Consider the following 19,710-nt stretch of genomic DNA (forward strand, 5'->3'; position numbering starts at 1 on the left):
GCCATCGATGGCCGACCTCCCCCTGCTGCCGTTCGAGCAGCCGCACCCGCTCCGCCCGGCCCCGGCGATGGCCGATCTCCAGGCGACCGGCTGCCCCGTCCACCGTGTGCGGACGCGGTCCGGACACGAGGCCTGGCTGGTGACGGGGTACGAGGAGGTGCGGAGCCTGCTGGCCGACGACCGGCTGGGCCGCTCGCACCCCGACCCGGCGAACGCCGCGAGAACCGGCGACTCCGCGCTGTTCGGCGGCCCGCAGGGCGACTTCGCCACCGAGCGCGAGGACCACCGCCGCATGCGCGCCCTGCTCCAGCCGCACTTCTCCCCCGGGCGCATGCGCGTCCTGCGCGACCGGGTCGAGACGCTGACGGCCGGGCTGCTCGACGACCTCGCCGAGCGCGAGCCTCCGGCCGACCTGACCGAGGCGCTGGCGCTGCCGCTGCCGATCCTGGTCATCTGCGAGCTGCTCGGCGTGCCGTACGAGGACCGGGACCGGTTCCGCGCCTGGACCCTCGCCGCCGCCGACGTGCGCGACCGGGCCCGCTCCGAGCAGGGGCTGGGCGAGCTGTTCGCCTACGGGCGGCGACTCGTGCGGCGCAGGCGCGACGAGCCGGGCGACGACGTGATCTCCCGGTTGTGCGCGGCCGAGGGCCTCGGGGACGACGAGATCGCGATGCTCTCGATGGCGCTGCTGTTCGCCGGGCACGAGACCACGGTGGTCCGGATCGGGATGGGCGCGCTGCTGCTGCTCACCACGCCGGGCCAGTGGCGGGCCCTGCTCGACCGCCCCGGGCTCGTCCCGGCCGCCGTGGAGGAGGTGCTGCGGGCCCCGCAGCGCAGCGGCGGCGGCGCCGGCATCCCCCGCTACGCGCGGGAGGACCTGGAGGTCGCCGGGCTGCCGGTCGCCGCCGGGGAGATGGTCCTCCTCGACACGACGGCCGCCGACCACGACCCCGCCGTCTTCCCCGACCCCGATCGCTTCGACGTGCTCCGCTACTCCGGCGACCGGACGGCGCAGCACCTCGCGTTCGGGCACGGGCCGCGTTACTGCATCGGGGCGCCGCTCGCCCGGATCGAGCTCACGGCCGTGTTCTCGCAGCTCGTGCCGCGGTTCCCGGACATGCGGCTCGCGGTGCCGGCCGAGGAGCTCCAGGTCAGGCGCGACGCGCTGACCGGCGGCCTGGTCGAGCTGCCCGTGACCTGGTGAGGGCTACGGCCGCATGGCGTCGCGCACGGCGTCGCGCATCGCCGCGTGCACGGCGGCGTTGGCCTCCCGGTCGGTGCGGGCCTCCACCAGGCGCACCCCGTCACCCTTGAGCGCCCGCGACAGCTCCTCAGCCTCGGTGACCAGCGTGTACGGCAGGCCGCTCGCGGCCGCCAGGTACGCGAAGTCGACCCCGTGGGGCGTCCCGAAGACCCGCTCGAAGGGTGCCTCGAGCGCGGCCTGCGGCAGCAGCGAGAAGATCCCTCCCCCGTCGTTGTTGACCACGACCAGGCACAGGTCGGGACGGGGCTCGCGGGGGCCGAGGATCAGGCCGTTCTGGTCGTGCAGCAAAGTCAGGTCGCCGATCAGGGCGTACGCCGGGCCGTTGTGGGCGAGTGCCGCGCCCATGGCGCTGGAGACGAGCCCGTCGATCCCCGAGGCGCCCCGGTTGGCCATCAGCCGCAGCCCGCGCCGGGGCCGCATGGCCTGGTCGAGGTCCCGGATAGGCATCGACGACCCGCAGAACAGCAGCGACCCGTTGGGCAGCAGCTCGGCGAGGTCCCTGGCCAGCCGGGGCTCGCTCAGCCCGTGGGAGTCGAGCACCTGGTCGAGCGCCTCCCTGGCGGCGTGGTCCGCCTGCCGCCAGGAGCTTAGCCAGGCGTCGTCGCCGGAGGCGATCGGGATCTCGACGGCCTGCGCGACCTGCGTGGCCGACCGGGTCGGGTCGGGCCAGCGGGTGAGGTCGGGGGCGACCACGATGTGCTCCTGGGCCCGCCGCAGCCACGACAGCAGCGGCCGCGACAGCCCCGGCCTGCCGAGGGTGACCACGACGTCCGGCCGGTGGGCCTCGGCGAACTCCGGGTCCCCCAGCAGGAAGTGATAGGTCGAGATCGCGTGGTCGCCGTACCGGCCGCCGCCGGTCGGCTCCGACAGCACGGGCCAGCCGGCCATGCCGGCGGCCGCGACGTACCGGCGCACGTTGGCCGCGCCGTCCCCCACGACGAGCACGCCGCGCCGCGTGGGCGGGATGTGCAGGGCGGAGGCGGGCGGCGCGACCCTGGCCCGGATCCACGCCCCGCTCGCGTCGCCCTCCAGCGACTCGGACCACGTCGCGTCGCCGTCGGGCACCAGCGGCTCGCGGAAGGCCACGTTCAGGTGGACGGGCCCGGGGTCGGCGGGGCCGGTCGCCCGCTGATGGGCCCGGCAGACCAGCGACCGCCAGTAGGCCACCTGGCCGGGCCGGTCCTCCGGCACGCCGATCTCGGCGAACCAGCGCACGGCCGAGCCGTACAGCTTGACCTGGTCGATCGTCTGGTTCGCCCCGGTGCCGCGCAGCTCCGGCGGCCGGTCGGCGGTGAGCACGAGCAGCGGCACGCCGGCCTCGGACGCCTCGACGACCGCCGGGTGGAAGTTCGCGGCGGCCGTGCCGGAGGTGCACACGACCGCGACCGGGCGCTCGGAGCGCTTGGCCAGCCCGAGCGCGAGGAACGACGCGGACCGCTCGTCGATGCGGACGTGCAGCCGAAGGCGCGACTCGGCGTGCGCGGCGAGCGCCAGCGGCGCCGACCGGGAGCCGGGGGCGAGCACGAGGTCGGTCACCCCGCACCGGACGAGTTCGTCGACGAGAACGGTGGCGAGCGCGGTCGCCGGGTTCACGGACGGTCTCCCGCGGCGGGACGCCCCGCCGCGCGCGGGTCGCAGACCGCCGTCGCCGAGACGCGGCGGGACGGGCGGGCCGCCGTCATGGGCATCCTCATCGGGCCCGCTACGGCCGGCGCGGGAACTTCGCGAAGTCGGGCGCGCGCTTCTCCTTGAACGCGTCGCGGCCCTCCTGGGCCTCCTCGCTCATGTAGTACAGGAGCGTGGCGTCGCCGGCGAACTGCTGCATGCCGGCCGCGCCGTCGGTGACCGCGTTGAGCGCGCCCTTCAGCATGCGCAGGGCGAGGGGAGACTTCTCCAGCAGCTCGCGGGCCCACTGGACCGTCTCCTCCTCCAGCCGCTCCAGCGGCACCACCGCGTTGACCAGGCCCCACTGCAGGGCGGTCTGGGCGTCGTACTGGCGGCACAGGTACCAGATCTCGCGGGCGCGCTTGAGCCCGACCGTCTCGGCCAGCAGCCAGGAGCCGTACCCGCCGTCGAACGAGCCGACCTTGGGGCCGGTCTGGCCGAACCGGGCGTTGTCGGCGGCGATCGTGAGGTCGCAGCAGACGTGCAGGACGTGGCCGCCGCCGATGGCGTACCCGGCCACCATGGCGATCACCGGCTTCGGGCAGCGGCGGATCTGCACCTGGAGGTCGAGCACGTTGAGCCGGCCGATGCCGTGGGTCTTGTCGTCCACGTAGCCGTCGTCGCCGCGGATCTTCTGGTCGCCGCCCGAGCAGAACGCCCGGTCGCCGGCGCCGGTGAAGATGATCACACCGACCTCGGTGTCCTCCTGGGCCACGTTGAACGCGTCCCGGAGCTCGAACAGCGTCGTGGGGCGGAACGCGTTGTGCCGCTCGGGCCGGTTGATGGTGATCTTCGCCATGCCCTCCGCGGTCTCGTAGATGATGTCCTCGTAGTCCCCCGACCGCTTCCAGTCGACGCCGCTCGCCACACTCGCTCCTCAGTCGTCACCTGCCGGGCGCTCACCGGTGGTGCCCGCGCCCGGACTAACCTTACGACCGTGCTCACCCGTCCCGGACACCGCCCGGTGCACGCCCTCGTGCTGCCGCCGGGCCCCGCGCTCTTCGAGGCCGTGCGGTCCGCGCTGGCCGGAGACGGGCCGTGCGTGCTGCCGCTGTCGCCCGATCTGCCCCCTCCCGCGCTCGACGCCGCCCTCGACGCGCTGCGCCCGACCCACGTCGTCACCCCCGATGGGGTACGGCCCCGTCCCGGGGGCCGGCCCGGCGACGCCGCTGTGATCATCGCCACATCGGGCTCCACCGGCGTCCCCAAGGGCGTCGAGCTGACGGCCGAGGCGCTCACCGCGTCCGCCCGGGCCTCCCTCGACCGGATCGGCGCCCGCCCGCGTGAGCGGTGGCTGTGCTGCCTGCCCCCCTCGCACATCTCCGGCATGCAGGTGCTCGTGCGCTCACTGCTCGGCGGGACCGAGCCGATCGTCCAGCCGCGGTTCTCCCCCGCAGACGTCGCGGCCAGCGGCGCCGACCACGTCTCGCTGGTGCCCACCCAGCTGCGGCGCATGCTCGACGCGGGGGCCGACGTCTCCGCCTTCCGCACGATCCTGCTCGGCGGCGCCGCCGCTCCCCCCGGCCTGCTCGCCGAGGCCCGGGCCGCAGGCGCCCGCATCGTCACGACGTACGGCATGAGCGAGACCTGCGGCGGATGCGTGTACGACGGCGTGCCCCTTGACAATGTAGATCTCAAAATCGGCGACGACGGGCGGATCCGGATCTGGGGGCCCGTGCTGTTCTCGGGATACCGGCTGCGCGACGACCGGCCGTTCGAGGGCGGCTGGTTCGTCACGTCCGACCTGGGCGTGATCGAGAACGGGCGGCTGACCGTGCTCGGCCGCGCCGACGACGTCATCAACACGGGCGGCGAGAAGGTCGTGGCGGGAGCGGTGGCCGAGGTGCTCGCCGGGCACCCCGGCGTCCGGGACGTCGTCGTGGTCGGCCGTCCCGATCCCGAGTGGGGGGAGGTCGTCGTCGCGGTCGTCGCCGGCGACGTCACGCTCGACGGGCTCCGATCCTGGGCGAAGGAGCGTCTGCCCGCCCACGCGGCGCCACGCGTGGTGGAGTTGGTGTCCCAGATTCCCCTGCTGCCCAACGGGAAACCGGATATCGTCGCCCTGAGGAACCGGAAATGACCTTCGTGCGTCTATAAGAGCAGGGAAGGGGGGCGTCGCATGAGGCCGAACCGCAGGATGCTGATCTCCGCCGGAGTCGTCGGCGCGGTCCTGATCGGAGGGATTTCGGTCACGGCCACCGCCTTCGCCGGCCGTCTTGAGCAGGCGCCGGGCGCGGGCTCCGACCCCGCGGGCGCGGGACGGGTCGCCCCGGCGACCCCCGGGCCGGTCGACGTCACCGGCCGGGTCACGCCGCCCCCCGACAACCCGGACGTCGTCTCCTCGGAGCTGACCGGCGACCCGGGAGACGTCGCCGACTACTGGACCGACGAGCGCCTCGAGGACGCCCAGCCCATGCCGATGCCGCAGGTCAGCATCAGCATCATCACCCCCGGCGACTGATCAGGCCGTCCCGCGTCCTCCCCTGCCTCTCCTCGGGCCGCGCCGCACGTCCGTGCCCGCCGCGCCGCCGTTCCCCCGGGCCGATCCGGCCCCGGCGGACGCCGCAGGGAACAAACTGGGCGCGTCGGCGTTATTGATACTGGTGCGCAGAGCCGGAGCACGACCGCCGCGCCCCACCGAAACCATCCGTACATGACGAACTCCGTCAAGGAGGAGGTGTCCTCATGCCCCGGACCGCCGTGGCGACCTCGCCCGGGCGCGAGGTGACCCCGACGACTCTCGACCAGCTCCTGGAGCGAGGGCGTGCGCAGGGTCACCTTTCCCTGGCGGAGCTGCGCGAGGCCTTCGCCGAGGCCGGCGTCAGCCCCGTCGAGGGCCGCTCGATCCTGCGCGAGCTCACCGAGGCGGGCGTGAACCTGGCCGCCGAGAACGAGCCGCACGCCGCCGGCACGGCGGCGGGCAGGGCACAGGTTCGGACCCCGGCCAGGAAGACCCGCAGGACCGCCACGGCCACGGCGGGCACGCAGGCCCCCGAGGACGCCGAGACCCCCGCGGCCGCGGGAGCGGCCGACAGCACCAGGAGAACCACCACGAAGACCACCAGAAGGTCCAGGGCGGCCGCCACGGCCCCCGCCGAGCCGCAGCACGAGGACGACATGGCCGCCGAGGCGGCCGAGGCCGTCGAGGCCGAGGTGGAGGAGAGCGAGACGCTCGACCTGGACGACAACTCCTCGGTCATGGGCGACTCCGTCCACACCTACCTCAAGTCGATCGGCCGCCGCACGCTGCTCACCGCCGCGCAGGAGGTCGAGCTGGCCAAGCGCATCGAGGCCGGCCTGTACGCCGAGTACAAGCTGGAGACGGCCCTGGAGAGCGGCGAGAGGCTCGCCCCCGGCGTCCGCGACGACCTGGAGTGGGTCATCGAGGACGGCAAGCGCGCCAAGGACCACATGCTGGAGGCCAACCTCCGCCTCGTGGTGTCGGTGGCGAAGAAGTACACCGACCGCGGCATGGCCCTGCTCGACGTCGTGCAGGAGGGCAACCTCGGCCTGATCCGCGCCGTCGAGAAGTTCGACTACACCAAGGGCTACAAGTTCTCGACGTACGCGATGTGGTGGATCCGGCAGGCCATCCAGCGCGGCTTCGCCGACTCGGCCCGCACGATCCGGCTGCCCGTCCACGTGCTGGAGATGCTGTCGAAGCTGTCGCGCGTCGAGCGCGACATGCACCAGCGCCTCGGCCGCGAGCCCACGCCGGAGGAGCTGGCGGTGGAGCTCGACAAGACGCCCGACCAGATCGAGGAGCTGCTCCGCACGAGCCGCCAGCCGATCAGCCTCGACTCGACGATCGGCGAGGACGGGGAGACCCGGATCGGCGACCTGATCGAGGACGTCGACTCGCCGGAGGCGTCGGAGGTGGTCGACCGCCAGCTGCTCGCCGAGCAGCTCAAGGGCGTGCTGGGCAACCTCTCGCCGCGCGAGGCGAAGATCATGAGCCTGCGGTTCGGCCTGGCCGACGGCAAGCCGCACACGCTCGACGAGATCGGCAAGCACCTGGGCCTCACCCGGGAGCGGATCCGCCAGCTCGAGAAGGAGTCGCTGTCGAAGCTGCGCCACCCGAGCAACACGCGCCCGCTCCTCGACTGGGCGAGCTGACCCCGCCGTTGTGAACGGCCCGCGCCGGATGGCGCGGGCCGTTTCCGTTCTCGGGCGAGGCCGGTCCTCCGCGGTCCTGCGGCTAGCGGATGACCGCGGCGGCGCGGGGCACGCGCGGGATCTGCAACCGGTGGGCCTCCCGCATCGTGCGCAGGCGGTTCACCTCTGCGGTCCACAGCGCGCCGTCGGGCGTCGCCCGGCCCTTGCGCCGCGCGATGCGGTCGTCGTAGGCCTTCACGCCGAACGTCGCCCGCTGGGCGGCCTCAGCGCTGCGCAGCGCGTCGGTCAGCGCCCGGTCGAGGTCGAGCGCGACCTCCCGCAGCTCCTCCACGGGGGCCCCGGACGCCTGAACGGCGCGGTAGCGGCGCTCGGCCTCGCGAAGCCGCTCCAGCTTGTCGCCGAAGCCCTTGGCGATCTCCTGGTCGGAGTGGTAGCGGACCTCAGCCTCCCGGCTCACCCGCGGACGGAAAAACGCCATCGTCAGCCCTTCCAACTTTCACAACGCGTCGCTGGCGGTAGCGTACGCGCTGCCCGCGCCCCCTCGCACATCAGGGGTGCGGCGCCCTTTACGTAGTAAGGTCAGATGTGGCAGCATGATCGCCATGCCTGCCAAGCGACCACCAGTCCCGCTGTCGAGGGAACGCATCATCGACGCCGCCCTGCACATCGCCGACGGGCAGGGCCTGCGCCGGCTGACCATGCGACGGCTCGGGGACGCGCTCCAGGTCGAGGCGATGGCCATCTACCACCACCTGCCCCGCGGCAAGGAGGCGCTGATGGACGCCCTCGCCGAGCACGTCACCACCGTCGCCGTCGACCCGTCGGGGGCCGCCACCTGGCAGGACCGAGCCCGGGCGTGGGCCCGCGCGAGCCGCGCCGCGCTGCTGGAGCACCCCGGGGTGCTGTCGCTGGCGCTGACCAAGCCGCCGAAGGGCTCGGCCCTGATCGCCATCGGGGAGCAGATCGAGCAGCTCAGGGAGGCGGGGCTCGACGGCGACGCGGCCGCCGCGGTGCGCGCGCTGCGCGCGTACGTGTTCGGCAGCGTGGCGGTCGAGGTGCAGCAGTCCGGATGGGCCGACCCCGACGCCGCCGTGCGGGACGCGCGCACGGCCGAGGGAGAGCGCGAGTTCGAGGAGGGCCTCGACGCCCTGCTCGCCGGCCTCGCCCGCGTCTGAAGCCCCGCCTGAACCCCCGCCTGAACCCCCGCCTGAACCCCCGCCCGACGCCCGCAGACGCCGCCCTGCCCCACCCATCGCCCCGGCCGCCTGGACGCGACGGCGTGGCGTGCTGACCCGGAGCTCTTCCGACTGGTAATTCCTCAGTTACCAGACGGACGGCGTGTCGAGGTTGGACCGTTATCATCCATGGGGCACTCTTGTGTACTAGGTCACATCAGTGTGCACGCACCCCGCGCGGGTCGCGGCCGGGCCCCCTACCCCGACCGGCGGAACCGCCCGAACGGGCTATGTCACGCCGATGGGACCGACCCGCAAACTGGAGGTGTCCAGTGTGCTGTACGTCATATACGTCGACCCCACCAGGCTCGACCCTCACCATCGGGGGACACGTCGGTGACGGAGGCCATTGGCCCACCCGAACCGACCACGAGCATACGAGAAAGACACGGAGCCCCGGCGATGTGCCCTCATGAACCGGCCTGTCCCAACGCGGACGCGAAGGACCGAGAAGCCGCCCGCACGATAGCCTCGCACCCGGAGCAGGGCTGGAGCCTGCTCTGCAACGGCGTCGTGCTGTTCGAGGACACCGGCGAACTGCTGCCCGACGGCGGCGTCATCGCGCCCCACCGCCCCACCGACATGGCCATCAGCGCGGCCTAGGCTCCAGCAGCCACCGCGCCACCTCCTCGCCCACCCGGGCGGGGTCCTTCCGCAGCTCGTGTCCCTCCCCAGGGAGGACCACGAGACGCGCGGCGTCCTTCTCGTCCGGGATCCCGAAGGGGTCCCGCTCGCCGCTGACCGCAAGCACCGGAACGCCCGCCCGCCGCAGCTCGTCCGCCCGCGACCGCTCCGGCCTGCCGGGCGGGTGCAGCGGGAAGGCGAGCGCCACCACCGCCTCCGCTCCGGTCTCCGGGGCCGTCCGGCAGGCCACCCGGGCGCCGTTGCTGCGGCCGCCCTGGACCAGCGGCACCCCCGGACAACGCTCCCGCAGCGCCGCCACGAGCGCGATCCACGCCTCGTCCTGCTTGGCCGCCGAGCCCGGCGCCCGGGCCCCGCGCATCCGGAACGGCTGCAGGACCCGCGCCACCGCGACCCCGATCCCCAGGACCGCCTCCCGTACGGCCAGCAGGTCGGGGGCGTCCACGCCGCCGCTCGACCCGTGGGTCAGGACCAGCAGCAGCCGCGGGTCGCGGACCTCGTCCACCTCGGCGGACGCCGGTCCGTGCGGTGTCGGGATCTCCATGGCGGCGACGCTACCGCCTACGACCTGGGCACGACGCGCCGACCCTCCCCGCGGAGGATGCCGGCGACCGCCGGTCAGGTGGACAATGGCACGATGCCGGACACAGCACCGCAGCCTCCCTACGGCGGGTACCCCGCGCCGCCGCCGTACGCCACCGTGCCGGGCCCCATCGCGTCCCCCGGCGCTCTCGGGCCGCAGCCCCCGCGCACGTCGCCCTCCACCAGGGAGGACCTGCGCGCCGTCATCGCCGCCCGCCGCGACCTCGGGCCCGACTACGAGGACGCGCTGGTCGACTCGTTCCTCGACAAGCTCGACGTGGAGATCGCCGCCCGGGTGCGGGGCGAGGTGGCGGCCCACCTCCAGCAGCAGGGGCCCCGGCCTCCGCGCAAGGACGCGGCCGTGGCGGTCGCCCTCGGCTCGCTCGGCATCGGCGTCCCGCTCACGGCGATCGCCGCGGGCACCGCTCACGGCGCCGGCATGCTGCTCGCCTGGTGCGGGATCGTCGGCGTCAACCTCGCCTACGCCCTGAGCCGCCGCAACTCCCGCTGACCCGCCCGGACGGCCGGTCCCCGCTCCGCCTCACCCGCGGCAGCGCGGGCCGGTCTCAGGCGTCGGTGCCCTCCATCACCGGGCGGACGTCACGGCCCAGACGCAGCCGCACCTGCTCGGCCAGGATCCGGTCGGGGTGGTCGAGGCCGTACCGCCAGACCGTCTCGGCGTCGTCGTCCCGGCCGCGCAGCGGAAGCGTCCGCGCGAGCAGTTCGATCGCGAGCGCGCCGGTCTCGGCGTCTCCCTCCTCCCACCGGCCCTCCTCGACGGCCCCGGCGAACTCGGCGCAGGCCATCTCCAGGTGGGCGATCCCGAGCAGCACCCGCAGCCGCGCCGCGTCGGCCACGGCCTCCACGGACAGCGCCTCCAGCAGCACGTCGGCCGCCTGACCGGGCTCCCCGTCGTCGAGCAGCCGGGCGGCAATCCGCTCCGCGACGACCGACAGCCCGGCCCCCGCCTCGGCCCGGTCGGGCCCCTCCTCCTCCGCGATCTCGGCGAACGCCGCCGCCGCGGCGTCGAGGTCACCGGTCTCGGCGAGCCGGCGTGCGTGGTCGAGCCGCCGCCCGGGGTCGATGGCCGTCATGGAATGGGCCTCGCAGGGATCAGATGTGGCAGAAGACGATCACCATGATCCTAACGACACCGGCTCCCCCGCGGGGGCAGACATGCGCAAGCCGTACGGGCCACTGGCGCGGGGGTCAGAACCGGCCGACGGGCGGACACGGTGAGGCGCCGCGCCCACGGGGGACGCGGCGCCTCACCGGTCTCGTCAGTCCTCGTACGCCTCGAGGGGCGGGCAGGAGCAGACGAGGTTGCGGTCGCCGTAGGCCTGGTCGATCCGGCGGACCGGCGACCAGTACTTGTTCTCCCGCAGGGCGGGAACCGGGTAGGCGGCCTCCGCCCGCGAGTAGGGGTGGCCCCACTCGCCGGCCAGCAGCGCCTCGGCCGTGTGCGGGGCGTTGCGCAGCGGGTTGTCCTGCCGGTCGTACTCCCCCGACGCCACGGCGGCGATCTCCCGCCGGATGGCGATCATCGCGTCCGCGAAGCGGTCGAGTTCGGCCAGGTCCTCGCTCTCGGTCGGCTCGATCATCAGGGTGCCGGCGACCGGGAACGACATGGTCGGCGCGTGGAAGCCGTAGTCGATCAGGCGCTTGGCCACGTCGTCCACGGTGACGCCGGTCTCCTTGGTGATCTGCCGGAGGTCGACGATGCACTCGTGGGCCACCAGCCCGTCGCGGCCGGTGTACAGCACGGGGTAGTGCGGGGCGAGCCGCCGGGCCAGGTAGTTGGCCGACAGGATCGCCTGCTCGGTGGCCTGGCGCAGGCCGTCGCCGCCCATCATCCTGATGTACGCCCAGGAGATCGGCAGGATGCCCGCCGAGCCGTACGGCGCGGCCGACACGTGCGCCGGAAGGTGCTCGGCGAGGTGGGCCTTCACCGCGACCGGGCCGACGCCGGGGCCGCCGCCGCCGTGCGGGATGCAGAACGTCTTGTGCAGGTTGAGGTGGGAGACGTCGGCGCCGAACTCCCCGAGCCTGGCCAGCCCGACGAGGGCGTTGAGGTTGGCGCCGTCGACGTACACCTGGCCGCCGGCCTCGTGGACCATCCGGCAGATCTCGACGATCGTCTCCTCGTACACGCCGTGGGTCGAGGGGTAGGTCACCATGATCGCGGCCAGCGCGTCCCGGTGCTTGCCGATCTTCGCGGCGAGGTCGCCGAGGTCGACGTTGCCGTTCTCGTCGCAGGCCACCACGACCACGCGCATGCCGGCCATGACCGCGCTCGCGGCGTTCGTGCCGTGGGCGGACGACGGGATGAGGCAGACGTCCCGGCCGGTCTCCCCGCGGCCGCGGTGGTAGCCCCGGATGGCCAGCAGCCCGGCGAACTCGCCCTGGGAGCCGGCGTTCGGCTGGATCGAGACCCGGTCGTAGCCGGTCACCTCGGCCAGCCAGCCCTCCAGGCCCTCGATCAGCTCGACGTACCCCCGGGCCTGGTCGATCGGCGCGAACGGGTGCAGCCCGGCGAACTCGGGCCAGGTGATCGGCTCCATCTCGGTCGTGGCGTTGAGCTTCATCGTGCAGGAGCCCAGCGGGATCATCGACCGGTCGAGCGCGATGTCCTTGTCCTGCAGACGCCGCAGGTAGCGCAGCATGGCCGTCTCGGACCGGTACGAGTGGAACACCGGGTGGGTCATGTACCCCGAGGTGCGCAGCAGGTCGGCCGGCAGCGCGTCGCCGGCGGACCGGTCGAGGTCCTCCACGACGGGCTCGGCGACGCCGAAGGCCCGCCAGACGGCCCTCAGGTGCTCGACGGCGGTCTTCTCGTCGCAGGCGATCCCGACGTGGTCGGCGTCGGCGAGCCGGAGGTTCACGCCCTCCGCCTCTGCGGCCGCGACGACCTCGGCGGCCCGGCCCGGCACCCGGGCGAGCACGGTGTCGAAGAACTCCTCGTGGACGACCTCGACGCCGCCCTCGCGCAGGCCGGCGGCGAGCACGGCCGCGTGGCGGTGCGCCCGCTGCGCGATCCGCCGCAGCCCGTCCGGGCCGTGGTAGACGGCGTACATCGAGGCGATCACGGCCAGCAGGACCTGGGCCGTGCAGATGTTGCTGGTGGCCTTCTCGCGGCGGATGTGCTGCTCGCGCGTCTGCAGCGCGAGCCGGTAGGCGGCCTGCCCGTCGGCGTCGACCGAGACCCCCACCAGCCGGCCCGGCATCTGCCGCTGCAGCCCCTCCCGTACGGACATGTACGCGGCGTGGGGGCCGCCGAACCCGAGCGGGACGCCGAAGCGCTGGGTGGAGCCGACCGCGATGTCGGCGCCGAGCTCGCCGGGCGCGGCCAGCAGGGTCAGCGCGAGCAGGTCGGCGGCGGCGACGACGAGCGCGCCGGCGGCGTGGGCCCGCTCGGCCAGGTCGCGGAAGCCGGCCACCCGGCCGCTCGCGCCCGGGTACTGCACGAGGACGCCGAAGCACTCGGGCAGGTCGCCCGACAGGTCGGACTCGACGAGCGTGATCCCGAGAGGCTCGGCGCGGGTGGCCAGGACGGCCTTGGTCTGCGGCAGCGCGTCGGCGTCGACCACGAACACCGAGGACGCCGCCTTCCCCGCCCGGCGGGCCAGCGTCATCGCCTCGGCGGCCGCGGTCGCCTCGTCCAGCAGGGACGCGCCTGCCACGTCGAGGCCGGTGAGGTCGGCGACCACCGTCTGGAAGTTCAGCAGGGCCTCCAGCCGGCCCTGGGAGATCTCCGGCTGGTAGGGGGTGTACGCGGTGTACCAGCCCGGGTTCTCCAGCACGTTGCGGAGGATCACGCCGGGGGTGATCGTGTCGTGGTACCCGAGCCCGATCATCGTGGTGAGGACGCGGTTCCTCCCGGCCAGGGCGCGCAGCTCGGCGAGGGCCTCGGCCTCGCTCGCGGCGTCCGGCAGGCCGAGGGCGCCGGGCGTGCGGATCGCCTCGGGGACGGCCACGGCGAGCAGGTCGTTCACCGACTCGTACCCGACGACCTCCAGCATCCGGGCGCGTTCGTCGTCGGACGGCCCGATGTGCCGGGTCGAGAAGGGCGGAGCGGACAGGTCGCTGAGCGTGGACCGGTCGGTCATGACAGGGGCCTCCTGGACGGGATCGAGACCTGCGCGACCGCCCCGCGCCCCGGTGATCGGGCCGTGGCCGGTCGTCGTGCGGTCTCCCCCTCTGTCATCGGACCTGAGAGCTTCACCGGGCCCGCCGGGCCCGGCTTTCCCCTTCGGTGGGGCCCACCTGGCTGGTGGCCCGCTTTTCAGAGTCGCCTCGTCCGTGCGGTACGGATGCCTGAGAGATTCCGGGGAGGTTTGCTCCTTCGGCGCCCCTGGTCAGAGGGGACTCTCCCGCACGAGGTCGTCGGCCCTGTCCACTGTACCCGGTGGGGCGGATCCCACTCGACTCGCCATGTGCTCTCTCGGCGGCGCCCCTGCCGGGGCGGGTCAGCCCGTCCTGCGGGCCTTCCTGCGGCGGGCGAGCTCGTCGGAGGGATGGTCCCCCTCCGCATCGGAGGGGGCGGCGGCACGCTCGCCCGGAAGCTCCGCAAGCGAGCCCTCCACCTCGCGCCAGACCCGGCCGAGAGCGATCCCGAACACGCCCTGGCCGCCCTGCAGCAGGTCGATCACCTCGTCGGCGGAGGTGCACTCGTAGACGCTCACGCCGTCGCTCATCAGCGTGATCTGGGCCAGGTCGTTGACGCCCCGGTCGCGCAGGTGCCGGACGGCGGTGCGGATCTGCTGGAGGGACACGCCCGTGTCGAGGAGGCGCTTGACGACCTTGAGGACGAGGATGTCGCGGAAGCTGTACAGGCGCTGCGACCCCGAGCCCTGCGCGGCTCTTATCGTCGGCAGGACCAGCTCCGTCCGCGCCCAGTAGTCGAGTTGCCGGTAGGTGATCCCCGCAGCCGCGCACGCGGTGGGCCCGCGGTATCCGATGTCCTCGGGCAGCGCCGCCGGCCGCTCGTCGAACAGCAGACCCTGTTCGCCGGCGCGCTCCCGCGCCGACTGCCGGACCGGGTCGTGCTGGCCCGCCGACTTACCCTCGCCGCTGCTGACCGCCACTGCGGACCTCCGGCTTTCTCTCATCCCACGGTCTGATCTGGGGGTTCGTGAATTACAACCGTGGTTTCCCTTGCACCGTAGGACCGGGGCCATCGTCAGTCAACGACCCCGTCCGGCGCGTCGTGAAGCGTAATCACCCGAATTGGCCCGGCACGTCAGCCCGCCCGGCCGAAGTCTTCCGGTGTGATTTTGTCCAAGAACTCGCGGAACTTTTCCACTTCGTCCTCTTGATCGTCGGGCATGCTGACGCCCGCCTCCTGGACCACGTCCTCACTGGCGTAGATCGTCGCGCCGGTCCGCAGGGCGAGCGCGATCGAGTCCGACGGCCGGGCGCTCACCTCCACCCCGTTGGAGAACACCAGATCGGCGAAGAAGATCCCGTCACGCAGGGCGACGATGTTGACGGTGCGCAACCGCACCCCCAGGGCCTCCAGCACGTCACGGAACAAGTCGTGGGTCAACGGCCGTGGCGGCGGCTCCTCCGCCTGCGCCAGCGCGATAGCGGTCGCCTCGGTCATGCCGATCCAGATCGGCAGGTACCGATCACCGCTCGTCTCCTTCAGGAGAACGATGGGCTGGTTGGTGGGCATCTCAACGCGAACCCCCACGACCTCCATCTGCAACACGGGCGGCTCCGTCTCAAAGCGTCGCGGCATATCACCAGGCATTCAACGTAACACCCACCAGGGAGCGGCCGCGCCGGTCACCGCCCCAGAATGCCGCGAACACTCCCACGGAGTAACGCGTTGTGCAATTCCTGGAGATGTCCGGAGATCTCCCGGGCGGTCTCGTCCGCCTGCCCGATCGCTCCGGGCGCGCGGCGGCGCATGATCGGGGCCACCGCCTGCTCCACCAGAGCCGCCTCGCGCTCCACGGCGGCCTTGAGGGCGCGCAGGTGACGCGCCTGGACGCCGAAGCGCGCGAGCGCCCCCACGCTGCGGGCCGCCTCCAGCGCCTCCGCGTCGTAGCGGCGGGCGACCGGGGCGACCAGGCCGAAGCTCTCCATCTCGGCCAGGGTCTCCTCGTCGATGCCCGCGGCCTCGATCAGCTCCTCGCGGCTGAGCCGTACGGGCGGGGCCTCGCCGGTCACTTCCCGTGGCCGCGCGGCCTGGCCGTCCAGGTGATCCTTGATCACCCGGAGCGGCAGGTAGTGGTCGCGCTGCGCCGTCAGGATGTAGCGCAGGCGCTCGACGTCGGTGTGGGTGAACTTGCGGTACCCCGAGGGGCTCCGCTGGGGCTCGATGAGCCCCTCACCCTCCAGAAAACGGATCTTGGAGACAGTGATGTCCGGGAACTCGCCCTGCAGCAGGGCGAGCACCTCCCCGATGCTCATGAACGCCCGTACGGCCTGCGCGCTCATGACTCTCCCTCCTCACCGATCACAGCCCTCCAGGACCGCGCGTGAGGAACACCAGCCGGAACTTCCCGATCTGCACCTCGTCGCCGCCCACAAGAGGAGACTCCTCAATGCGCTCACGGTTGACATAGGTCCCGTTCAGGCTGCCGACGTCGCGGACCGTGAACTGTCCGCCGCGCCGGTAGAACTCCACGTGCCGCCTGGACACCGTCACATCGTCCAGGAAGATGTCGCTCTCCGGGTGGCGACCCGCCGTAGTGAGATCGCTGTCGAGCAGAAACCTGCTCCCCGCGTTGGGGCCGCGCATGACGACCAGGAGCGCCGTCCCCGGCGGCAGCTGGTCGACCGCCGCGCGGTCGGGAAGCAGCGTCTGGCCCGTCTCCGCCTCCAGCGCCTCGAGCGAGATCGTCGAGGTGGTGTCGGCTGCGACGGGCGCCGGAGCGCTCAGCGGCGAACCGCATCGTGAACAGAAACGGGCATCCTCGGGGTTGGCATGACCGCACTGCGTGCAGTAGACGCTGGGCATCGAACGGCTCGGCCTCTCTCACGACTTGCTCAGACTGCGAATGCCGCAACTTACGCTGATCAGGGACAAAGGTCAAGAAGCGTCGCTGGGCAGGGACTGACCAACGCTACAGCCCCCGGCCGTTCAAGGTCCATCCCGCCACACAGCTCACGACTCTCGCCCGGCGTCACTGGCCGGCGGCCTGTTCGACGACGTGGGCCCAGTGCTCGATGAGGGTCTGGGCGGTGTCCATGTCGTGGCCCTCCGCCCATAGATGGGTGACGGCCTCGGCCGGGTCGGGGAGCACCAGGGCCCAGCTTCCGTCGTCCTCGACGACGCGGACGCCGTCGGTGGTGTCGAGCCGGTGGCCCTCGGCGGCCTCGACGACCGAGCGCATGACGGCCCCCTTGTGCGCCCAGGGCGTGGGAACGGTCCTTTTGAGCAGCCGGGCCTCGGGGATGCGGGCGTCGATCTGGCTGAGGGACAGCCGGGTGCGGGCGACGAGGCCGAGCAGGCGGAGGAACACGGCCAGGCCGTCCACGGTGGGGGCGAACTCGGGGACGATGAAGCCGCCGCGGCCGTCGCCGGCGAAGATCATGTCGGGGTGGCGGGCGGCGCTGGTGAGGGCGTCGAGGCTGGTGGCCGTCCAGTCGACCTGGACGCCGTGGAAGCGGCAGACCATCTCGGCGACCCGAGTGGTGGTGACGGGCAGCGCGACCCGGCCGCCGCGGCGCTCGGCCGCCACCAGGTCGAGGACGACGAGCAGCGCCCGCTCCTCGCTGATGAGCTGGCCCATCTCGTCCACCAGGGAGACCCGCTCCCCCACCGGGTCGAACCGCACGCCGAAGGCGGCGCGGGAGGAGGCGACGAGCTCGGCCAGCCGCTGCAGGTCGCGGCGGCGCTCGGCGAGCGTCTCGGTGGGGGAGGCGTCGTCGAGCCGGTTGTTCACGGTGAGGACGTCGACCCCCACCCGGCCGAGGAGGCTCGGCAGCACGAGCGAGGACGTGCCGCCGGCGCAGTCGACGACGACCTTCATCTCGGCGTCCTTGACGCCGGTCATGTCGACGCAGCCGAGCAGCTCGCGGACGTAGGTGTCGACGGCGCGGGCGGGGAAGGTCAGCTCGGCGATCTCGCCGGGGAAGGCGCGGCGGTACTCCTGGCGCGAGAAGACGCGCTCCAGCTTGCGCTGGGCCACCTGGGAGAGATCACCCCCGGTCTCGTCCATGAACACGATGTCGACGCTCTGAGGGTCGCCGGCGGTGGTCCGGACGGCGATGCCCCCCTTGACGTTCTCCCTGGAGGTGTTGAAGCGGGCGACGGGCAGGGCGGCGGCCTCCAGGTCGACGACGTTGATCGCACTGGAGTTGAGCGCGCTGATGACGGCCCGCTTGAGCGCGCGGGCCGCCCGCGAGGCGTCACGGGAGGTGACCACGGTGTCGCCCTTGCGCAGGGTCGTGGCGTACGCGCTGGCCAGCCGTACGCACAGCTCGGGGGTGATCTCCACGTTGACCAGCCCGGAGACGCCGCGCTGGCCGAACAGGCTGCGCTGGCCGCGGGATTCCCAGATGACGCTGGTGTTGACGACCGTGCCGGCCTCGATCGTCTTGAACGGATAGATCTTGACACCAGACGAGACGTACGCCTCGGCCTCGATGACGCACTCGTCGCCGACGACCGCGTTCTCCTCGATCCTGGCGCCGGTCATGACGTCGGTGTTCTTGCCGATGACGCAGCCGCGCAGGTGGGCGGCCGGCCCGACGTAGACGTTGTCGCTGACCACGGCCCGATGGAGGAACGCGCCCTCCTTGACGACGGCGTTGCTGCCGAGCACCGTGTACTCCCGGAGCTCGGCGCCCGCCTCGACCTTGGCGTAGTCGCCGATGTAGAGCGGGCCCTTGAGCACGGCGTCGGGGTCGACCGACGCGCCCTCGGCGGCCCACACGCCCGGGGCCAGCTCGAACGCGTCGAAGTCGACCTTGACCTTGCCCTCCAGCACGTCGGCCTGGGCCTTGAGGTAGCTCTCGTGGGTGCCGACGTCCTCCCAGTAGCCGTCGGCGACGTACCCGTACAGGGGGCTGCCGCGTTCGAGCAGCTTGGGGAAGATGTCGGAGGACCAGTCGACGGACTGCCCGGGCGCGATCTCGTCGAGGACCGACGGCTCCATGATGTAGATGCCGGTGTTGACGGTGTCGGAGAACACCTGGCCCCAGGTCGGCTTCTCCAGGAAGCGCTGGATGCGGCCGTTCTCGTCCACGATGATGATCCCGAACTCGAGCGGGTTGGGGACGCGCTTGAGGCCGATGGTGACCAGGGCCCGGTTCTCACGGTGGAAGCGCAGCATGTCGGTCAGGTCGATGTCGGTGAGCGCGTCGCCGGAGATCACCAGGAAGCGGTCCTCACGCAGCCGGTCGGCCGCGTTCTTGACGCTGCCGGCCGTGCCGAGGGGCACCTCCTCGGTGGCGTAGTGGAGGCGCATGCCGAGCTCGTCGCCGTCGCCGAAGTAGTTGCGGATCAGCGCGGCGAGGAACTGGACGGTGACGACCGTCTCGGAGAACCCGTGCCGCTTCAGCAGCCGCAGGACGTGTTCCATGATCGGCCGGTTGATGATGGGGAGCAGGGGCTTGGGCTGGTTGGCGGTCATCGGCCGCAGCCGTGTCCCCTCCCCGCCCGCCATGACGACGGCCTTCACGGGTCACCCCTTCGTTAGCTCGCGCACCTGAACCACATACAACACCCCCGCCCACCAATACAGACCAGTTCCCCAGATGGCGAAGGCCCATCCGGAGATCGCGCAGATCTCGGCGTACCAGCCCTGGTGGGAGGCGAGGAACAGGAGCGGGAAGGCGTACATCAGGGCCGCCGTGCCGGCCTTGCCCAGGAAGTGCACGGGCAGCGCGGGCCCGTACCCGTGGCGGCGCAGCACCGGCGGCACCCACAGCAGCAGGACGTCGCGCAGCGGCACGGCGAGCGCGAGCCACAGGGGGATGGCGTCGCGCAGGACCAGCCCGACCAGGGTGGCGAGGATGTACAGCCGGTCGGCCAGCGGGTCGATGAGCCGTCCGAGCCTGCTGGTCTGGTTCCAGGTCCGGGCGATCTTGCCGTCGAGCCAGTCGGTGAAGCCCGCGAGCGCGAGCAGCAGGATGGCCCAGCCGTCGGCGTGCGGGCCGAGGACGAGCCAGAGGAAGACGGGCACGCCGAGCAGCCGCAGGAAGCTCAGCAGGTTGGGCACCGTCCAGATCCGGTCCTCGGCAGGGTTCACG

At 72.7% G+C, this 19,710-nt stretch carries 19 protein-coding genes and 1 riboswitch; of the genes, 7 read left to right on the top strand and 12 right to left on the bottom strand.

All coding sequences use genetic code 11. From position 1 onward, the window contains the following. Positions 1–7: 7 nt before the first annotated feature. On the top strand, positions 8–1,204 hold the full coding sequence (locus Mco01_RS21770) for a cytochrome P450 (RefSeq protein WP_204058753.1): 1,197 nt from the start codon (positions 8–10) through the stop codon (positions 1,202–1,204). Between the two features lie 3 nt (positions 1,205–1,207). On the opposite strand, the gene menD is transcribed toward Mco01_RS21770, so the two are convergent. Together menD and menB are read right to left on the bottom strand one after the other, a co-directional pair. Then, positions 1,208–2,857, bottom strand: coding sequence for a 2-succinyl-5-enolpyruvyl-6-hydroxy-3-cyclohexene-1-carboxylic-acid synthase (gene menD, locus Mco01_RS21775; protein ID WP_204058754.1), 1,650 nt, complete (start codon positions 2,855–2,857; stop codon positions 1,208–1,210). Positions 2,858–2,966: 109 nt separating this feature from the next. Next, positions 2,967–3,797 carry a 1,4-dihydroxy-2-naphthoyl-CoA synthase gene (menB, locus tag Mco01_RS21780; RefSeq protein WP_036319676.1) on the bottom strand — a complete coding sequence of 277 codons (831 nt, stop codon included), beginning with the start codon at positions 3,795–3,797 and terminating at the stop codon, positions 2,967–2,969. A gap of 69 nt (positions 3,798–3,866) precedes the next feature. Here menB and Mco01_RS21785 point away from each other — a divergent pair, with 69 nt between their 5' ends. From Mco01_RS21785 to Mco01_RS21795, 3 genes are all read left to right on the top strand, one after another. Next, on the top strand, positions 3,867–5,009 hold the full coding sequence (locus Mco01_RS21785) for an AMP-binding protein (protein WP_239103804.1): 1,143 nt from the start codon (positions 3,867–3,869) through the stop codon (positions 5,007–5,009). A 39-nt stretch (positions 5,010–5,048) separates the two neighbouring features. Continuing rightward, positions 5,049–5,390, top strand: coding sequence for a hypothetical protein (locus Mco01_RS21790; protein WP_204058755.1), 342 nt, complete (start codon positions 5,049–5,051; stop codon positions 5,388–5,390). 224 nt (positions 5,391–5,614) lie between these two features. Further along, positions 5,615–7,045, top strand: coding sequence for an RNA polymerase sigma factor (locus Mco01_RS21795; protein ID WP_204058756.1), 1,431 nt, complete (start codon positions 5,615–5,617; stop codon positions 7,043–7,045). Between the two features lie 82 nt (positions 7,046–7,127). Here Mco01_RS21795 and Mco01_RS21800 read toward each other — a convergent pair whose 3' ends face one another. Then, on the bottom strand, positions 7,128–7,502 hold the full coding sequence (locus tag Mco01_RS21800) for a hypothetical protein (protein WP_239103805.1): 375 nt from the start codon (positions 7,500–7,502) through the stop codon (positions 7,128–7,130). A gap of 145 nt (positions 7,503–7,647) precedes the next feature. On the opposite strand from Mco01_RS21800, the gene Mco01_RS21805 reads away from it, so the two are divergent. Together Mco01_RS21805 and Mco01_RS21810 are read left to right on the top strand one after the other, a co-directional pair. Continuing rightward, positions 7,648–8,220 carry a TetR/AcrR family transcriptional regulator C-terminal domain-containing protein gene (locus Mco01_RS21805; protein WP_204058873.1) on the top strand — a complete coding sequence of 191 codons (573 nt, stop codon included), beginning with the start codon at positions 7,648–7,650 and terminating at the stop codon, positions 8,218–8,220. 462 nt (positions 8,221–8,682) lie between these two features. After that, a complete protein-coding gene (locus tag Mco01_RS21810; protein WP_036319691.1) occupies positions 8,683–8,883 on the top strand; it encodes a DUF5999 family protein in 201 nt (66 codons plus the stop codon). Here Mco01_RS21810 and Mco01_RS21815 read toward each other — a convergent pair. Beyond that, on the bottom strand, positions 8,870–9,466 hold the full coding sequence (locus tag Mco01_RS21815; RefSeq protein WP_204058758.1) for an alpha/beta hydrolase family protein: 597 nt from the start codon (positions 9,464–9,466) through the stop codon (positions 8,870–8,872). The genes Mco01_RS21810 and Mco01_RS21815 overlap by 14 nt on opposite strands. Before the next feature lie 93 nt (positions 9,467–9,559). Between Mco01_RS21815 and Mco01_RS21820 the strand changes: the two genes are divergently transcribed. Beyond that, positions 9,560–10,015 (top strand): hypothetical protein, encoded by a 456-nt coding sequence (locus Mco01_RS21820; protein ID WP_239103806.1) that lies wholly within the window; start codon positions 9,560–9,562, stop codon positions 10,013–10,015. A gap of 55 nt (positions 10,016–10,070) precedes the next feature. Here the strand turns inward: Mco01_RS21820 and Mco01_RS21825 are convergent, their stop codons facing one another. The 8 genes from Mco01_RS21825 to clsA all read right to left on the bottom strand — a co-directional run bounded on the left by Mco01_RS21825 (position 10,071) and on the right by clsA (position 19,709). Next, the gene (locus tag Mco01_RS21825) at positions 10,071–10,598 is read right to left on the bottom strand and encodes a hypothetical protein (RefSeq protein ID WP_204058759.1); all 528 of its coding nucleotides are present in this window, start codon (positions 10,596–10,598) and stop codon (positions 10,071–10,073) included. 186 nt (positions 10,599–10,784) lie between these two features. Next, complete coding sequence (gene gcvP, locus Mco01_RS21830) at positions 10,785–13,610, bottom strand: aminomethyl-transferring glycine dehydrogenase (RefSeq protein ID WP_204058760.1); 2,826 nt, start codon at positions 13,608–13,610, stop codon at positions 10,785–10,787. A gap of 186 nt (positions 13,611–13,796) precedes the next feature. Further along, a riboswitch (glycine riboswitch) is annotated at positions 13,797–13,887 on the bottom strand. 83 nt (positions 13,888–13,970) lie between these two features. Next, complete coding sequence (locus Mco01_RS21835; RefSeq protein WP_275410542.1) at positions 13,971–14,588, bottom strand: MerR family transcriptional regulator; 618 nt, start codon at positions 14,586–14,588, stop codon at positions 13,971–13,973. 155 nt (positions 14,589–14,743) lie between these two features. Beyond that, positions 14,744–15,214, bottom strand: a complete 471-nt coding sequence (locus Mco01_RS21840) for a bifunctional nuclease family protein (RefSeq protein ID WP_157099272.1) — start codon at positions 15,212–15,214, stop codon at positions 14,744–14,746. A 77-nt stretch (positions 15,215–15,291) separates the two neighbouring features. Beyond that, a complete protein-coding gene (gene ftsR / locus Mco01_RS21845) occupies positions 15,292–15,948 on the bottom strand; it encodes a transcriptional regulator FtsR (RefSeq protein ID WP_036319703.1) in 657 nt (218 codons plus the stop codon). Between the two features lie 19 nt (positions 15,949–15,967). Next, positions 15,968–16,471, bottom strand: coding sequence for an FHA domain-containing protein (locus Mco01_RS21850; protein ID WP_036319705.1), 504 nt, complete (start codon positions 16,469–16,471; stop codon positions 15,968–15,970). Positions 16,472–16,637: 166 nt separating this feature from the next. Then, positions 16,638–19,139, bottom strand: coding sequence for a mannose-1-phosphate guanyltransferase (locus Mco01_RS21855; RefSeq protein ID WP_204058762.1), 2,502 nt, complete (start codon positions 19,137–19,139; stop codon positions 16,638–16,640). A 3-nt stretch (positions 19,140–19,142) separates the two neighbouring features. After that, positions 19,143–19,709: a cardiolipin synthase ClsA gene (gene clsA / locus Mco01_RS21860; RefSeq protein ID WP_036319710.1), complete on the bottom strand. Its 567-nt coding sequence runs from the start codon at positions 19,707–19,709 to the stop codon at positions 19,143–19,145. Position 19,710: the final 1 nt, after the last annotated feature.

The sequence above is a fragment of the Microbispora corallina genome, assembly GCF_016863035.1.
GTDB classification, from domain to species: domain Bacteria; phylum Actinomycetota; class Actinomycetes; order Streptosporangiales; family Streptosporangiaceae; genus Microbispora; species Microbispora corallina.

Excerpts from the sequence above, each read along its gene's own strand:
- Mco01_RS21770 (WP_204058753.1), top strand. The coding sequence starts at position 8 with ATGGCCGACCTCCCCCTGCTGCCGTTCGAGCAGCCGCACCCGCTCCGC.
- Mco01_RS21790 (WP_204058755.1), top strand. The coding sequence starts at position 5,049 with ATGAGGCCGAACCGCAGGATGCTGATCTCCGCCGGAGTCGTCGGCGCG.
- Mco01_RS21795 (WP_204058756.1), top strand. The coding sequence starts at position 5,615 with ATGCCCCGGACCGCCGTGGCGACCTCGCCCGGGCGCGAGGTGACCCCG.
- Mco01_RS21805 (WP_204058873.1), top strand. The coding sequence starts at position 7,648 with ATGCCTGCCAAGCGACCACCAGTCCCGCTGTCGAGGGAACGCATCATC.
- Mco01_RS21810 (WP_036319691.1), top strand. The coding sequence starts at position 8,683 with ATGTGCCCTCATGAACCGGCCTGTCCCAACGCGGACGCGAAGGACCGA.
- Mco01_RS21815 (WP_204058758.1), bottom strand. The coding sequence starts at position 9,466 with ATGGAGATCCCGACACCGCACGGACCGGCGTCCGCCGAGGTGGACGAG.
- Mco01_RS21820 (WP_239103806.1), top strand. The coding sequence starts at position 9,560 with ATGCCGGACACAGCACCGCAGCCTCCCTACGGCGGGTACCCCGCGCCG.
- Mco01_RS21825 (WP_204058759.1), bottom strand. The coding sequence starts at position 10,598 with ATGACGGCCATCGACCCCGGGCGGCGGCTCGACCACGCACGCCGGCTC.
- gcvP (WP_204058760.1), bottom strand. The coding sequence starts at position 13,610 with ATGACCGACCGGTCCACGCTCAGCGACCTGTCCGCTCCGCCCTTCTCG.
- ftsR (WP_036319703.1), bottom strand. The coding sequence starts at position 15,948 with ATGAGCGCGCAGGCCGTACGGGCGTTCATGAGCATCGGGGAGGTGCTC.
- Mco01_RS21850 (WP_036319705.1), bottom strand. The coding sequence starts at position 16,471 with ATGCCCAGCGTCTACTGCACGCAGTGCGGTCATGCCAACCCCGAGGAT.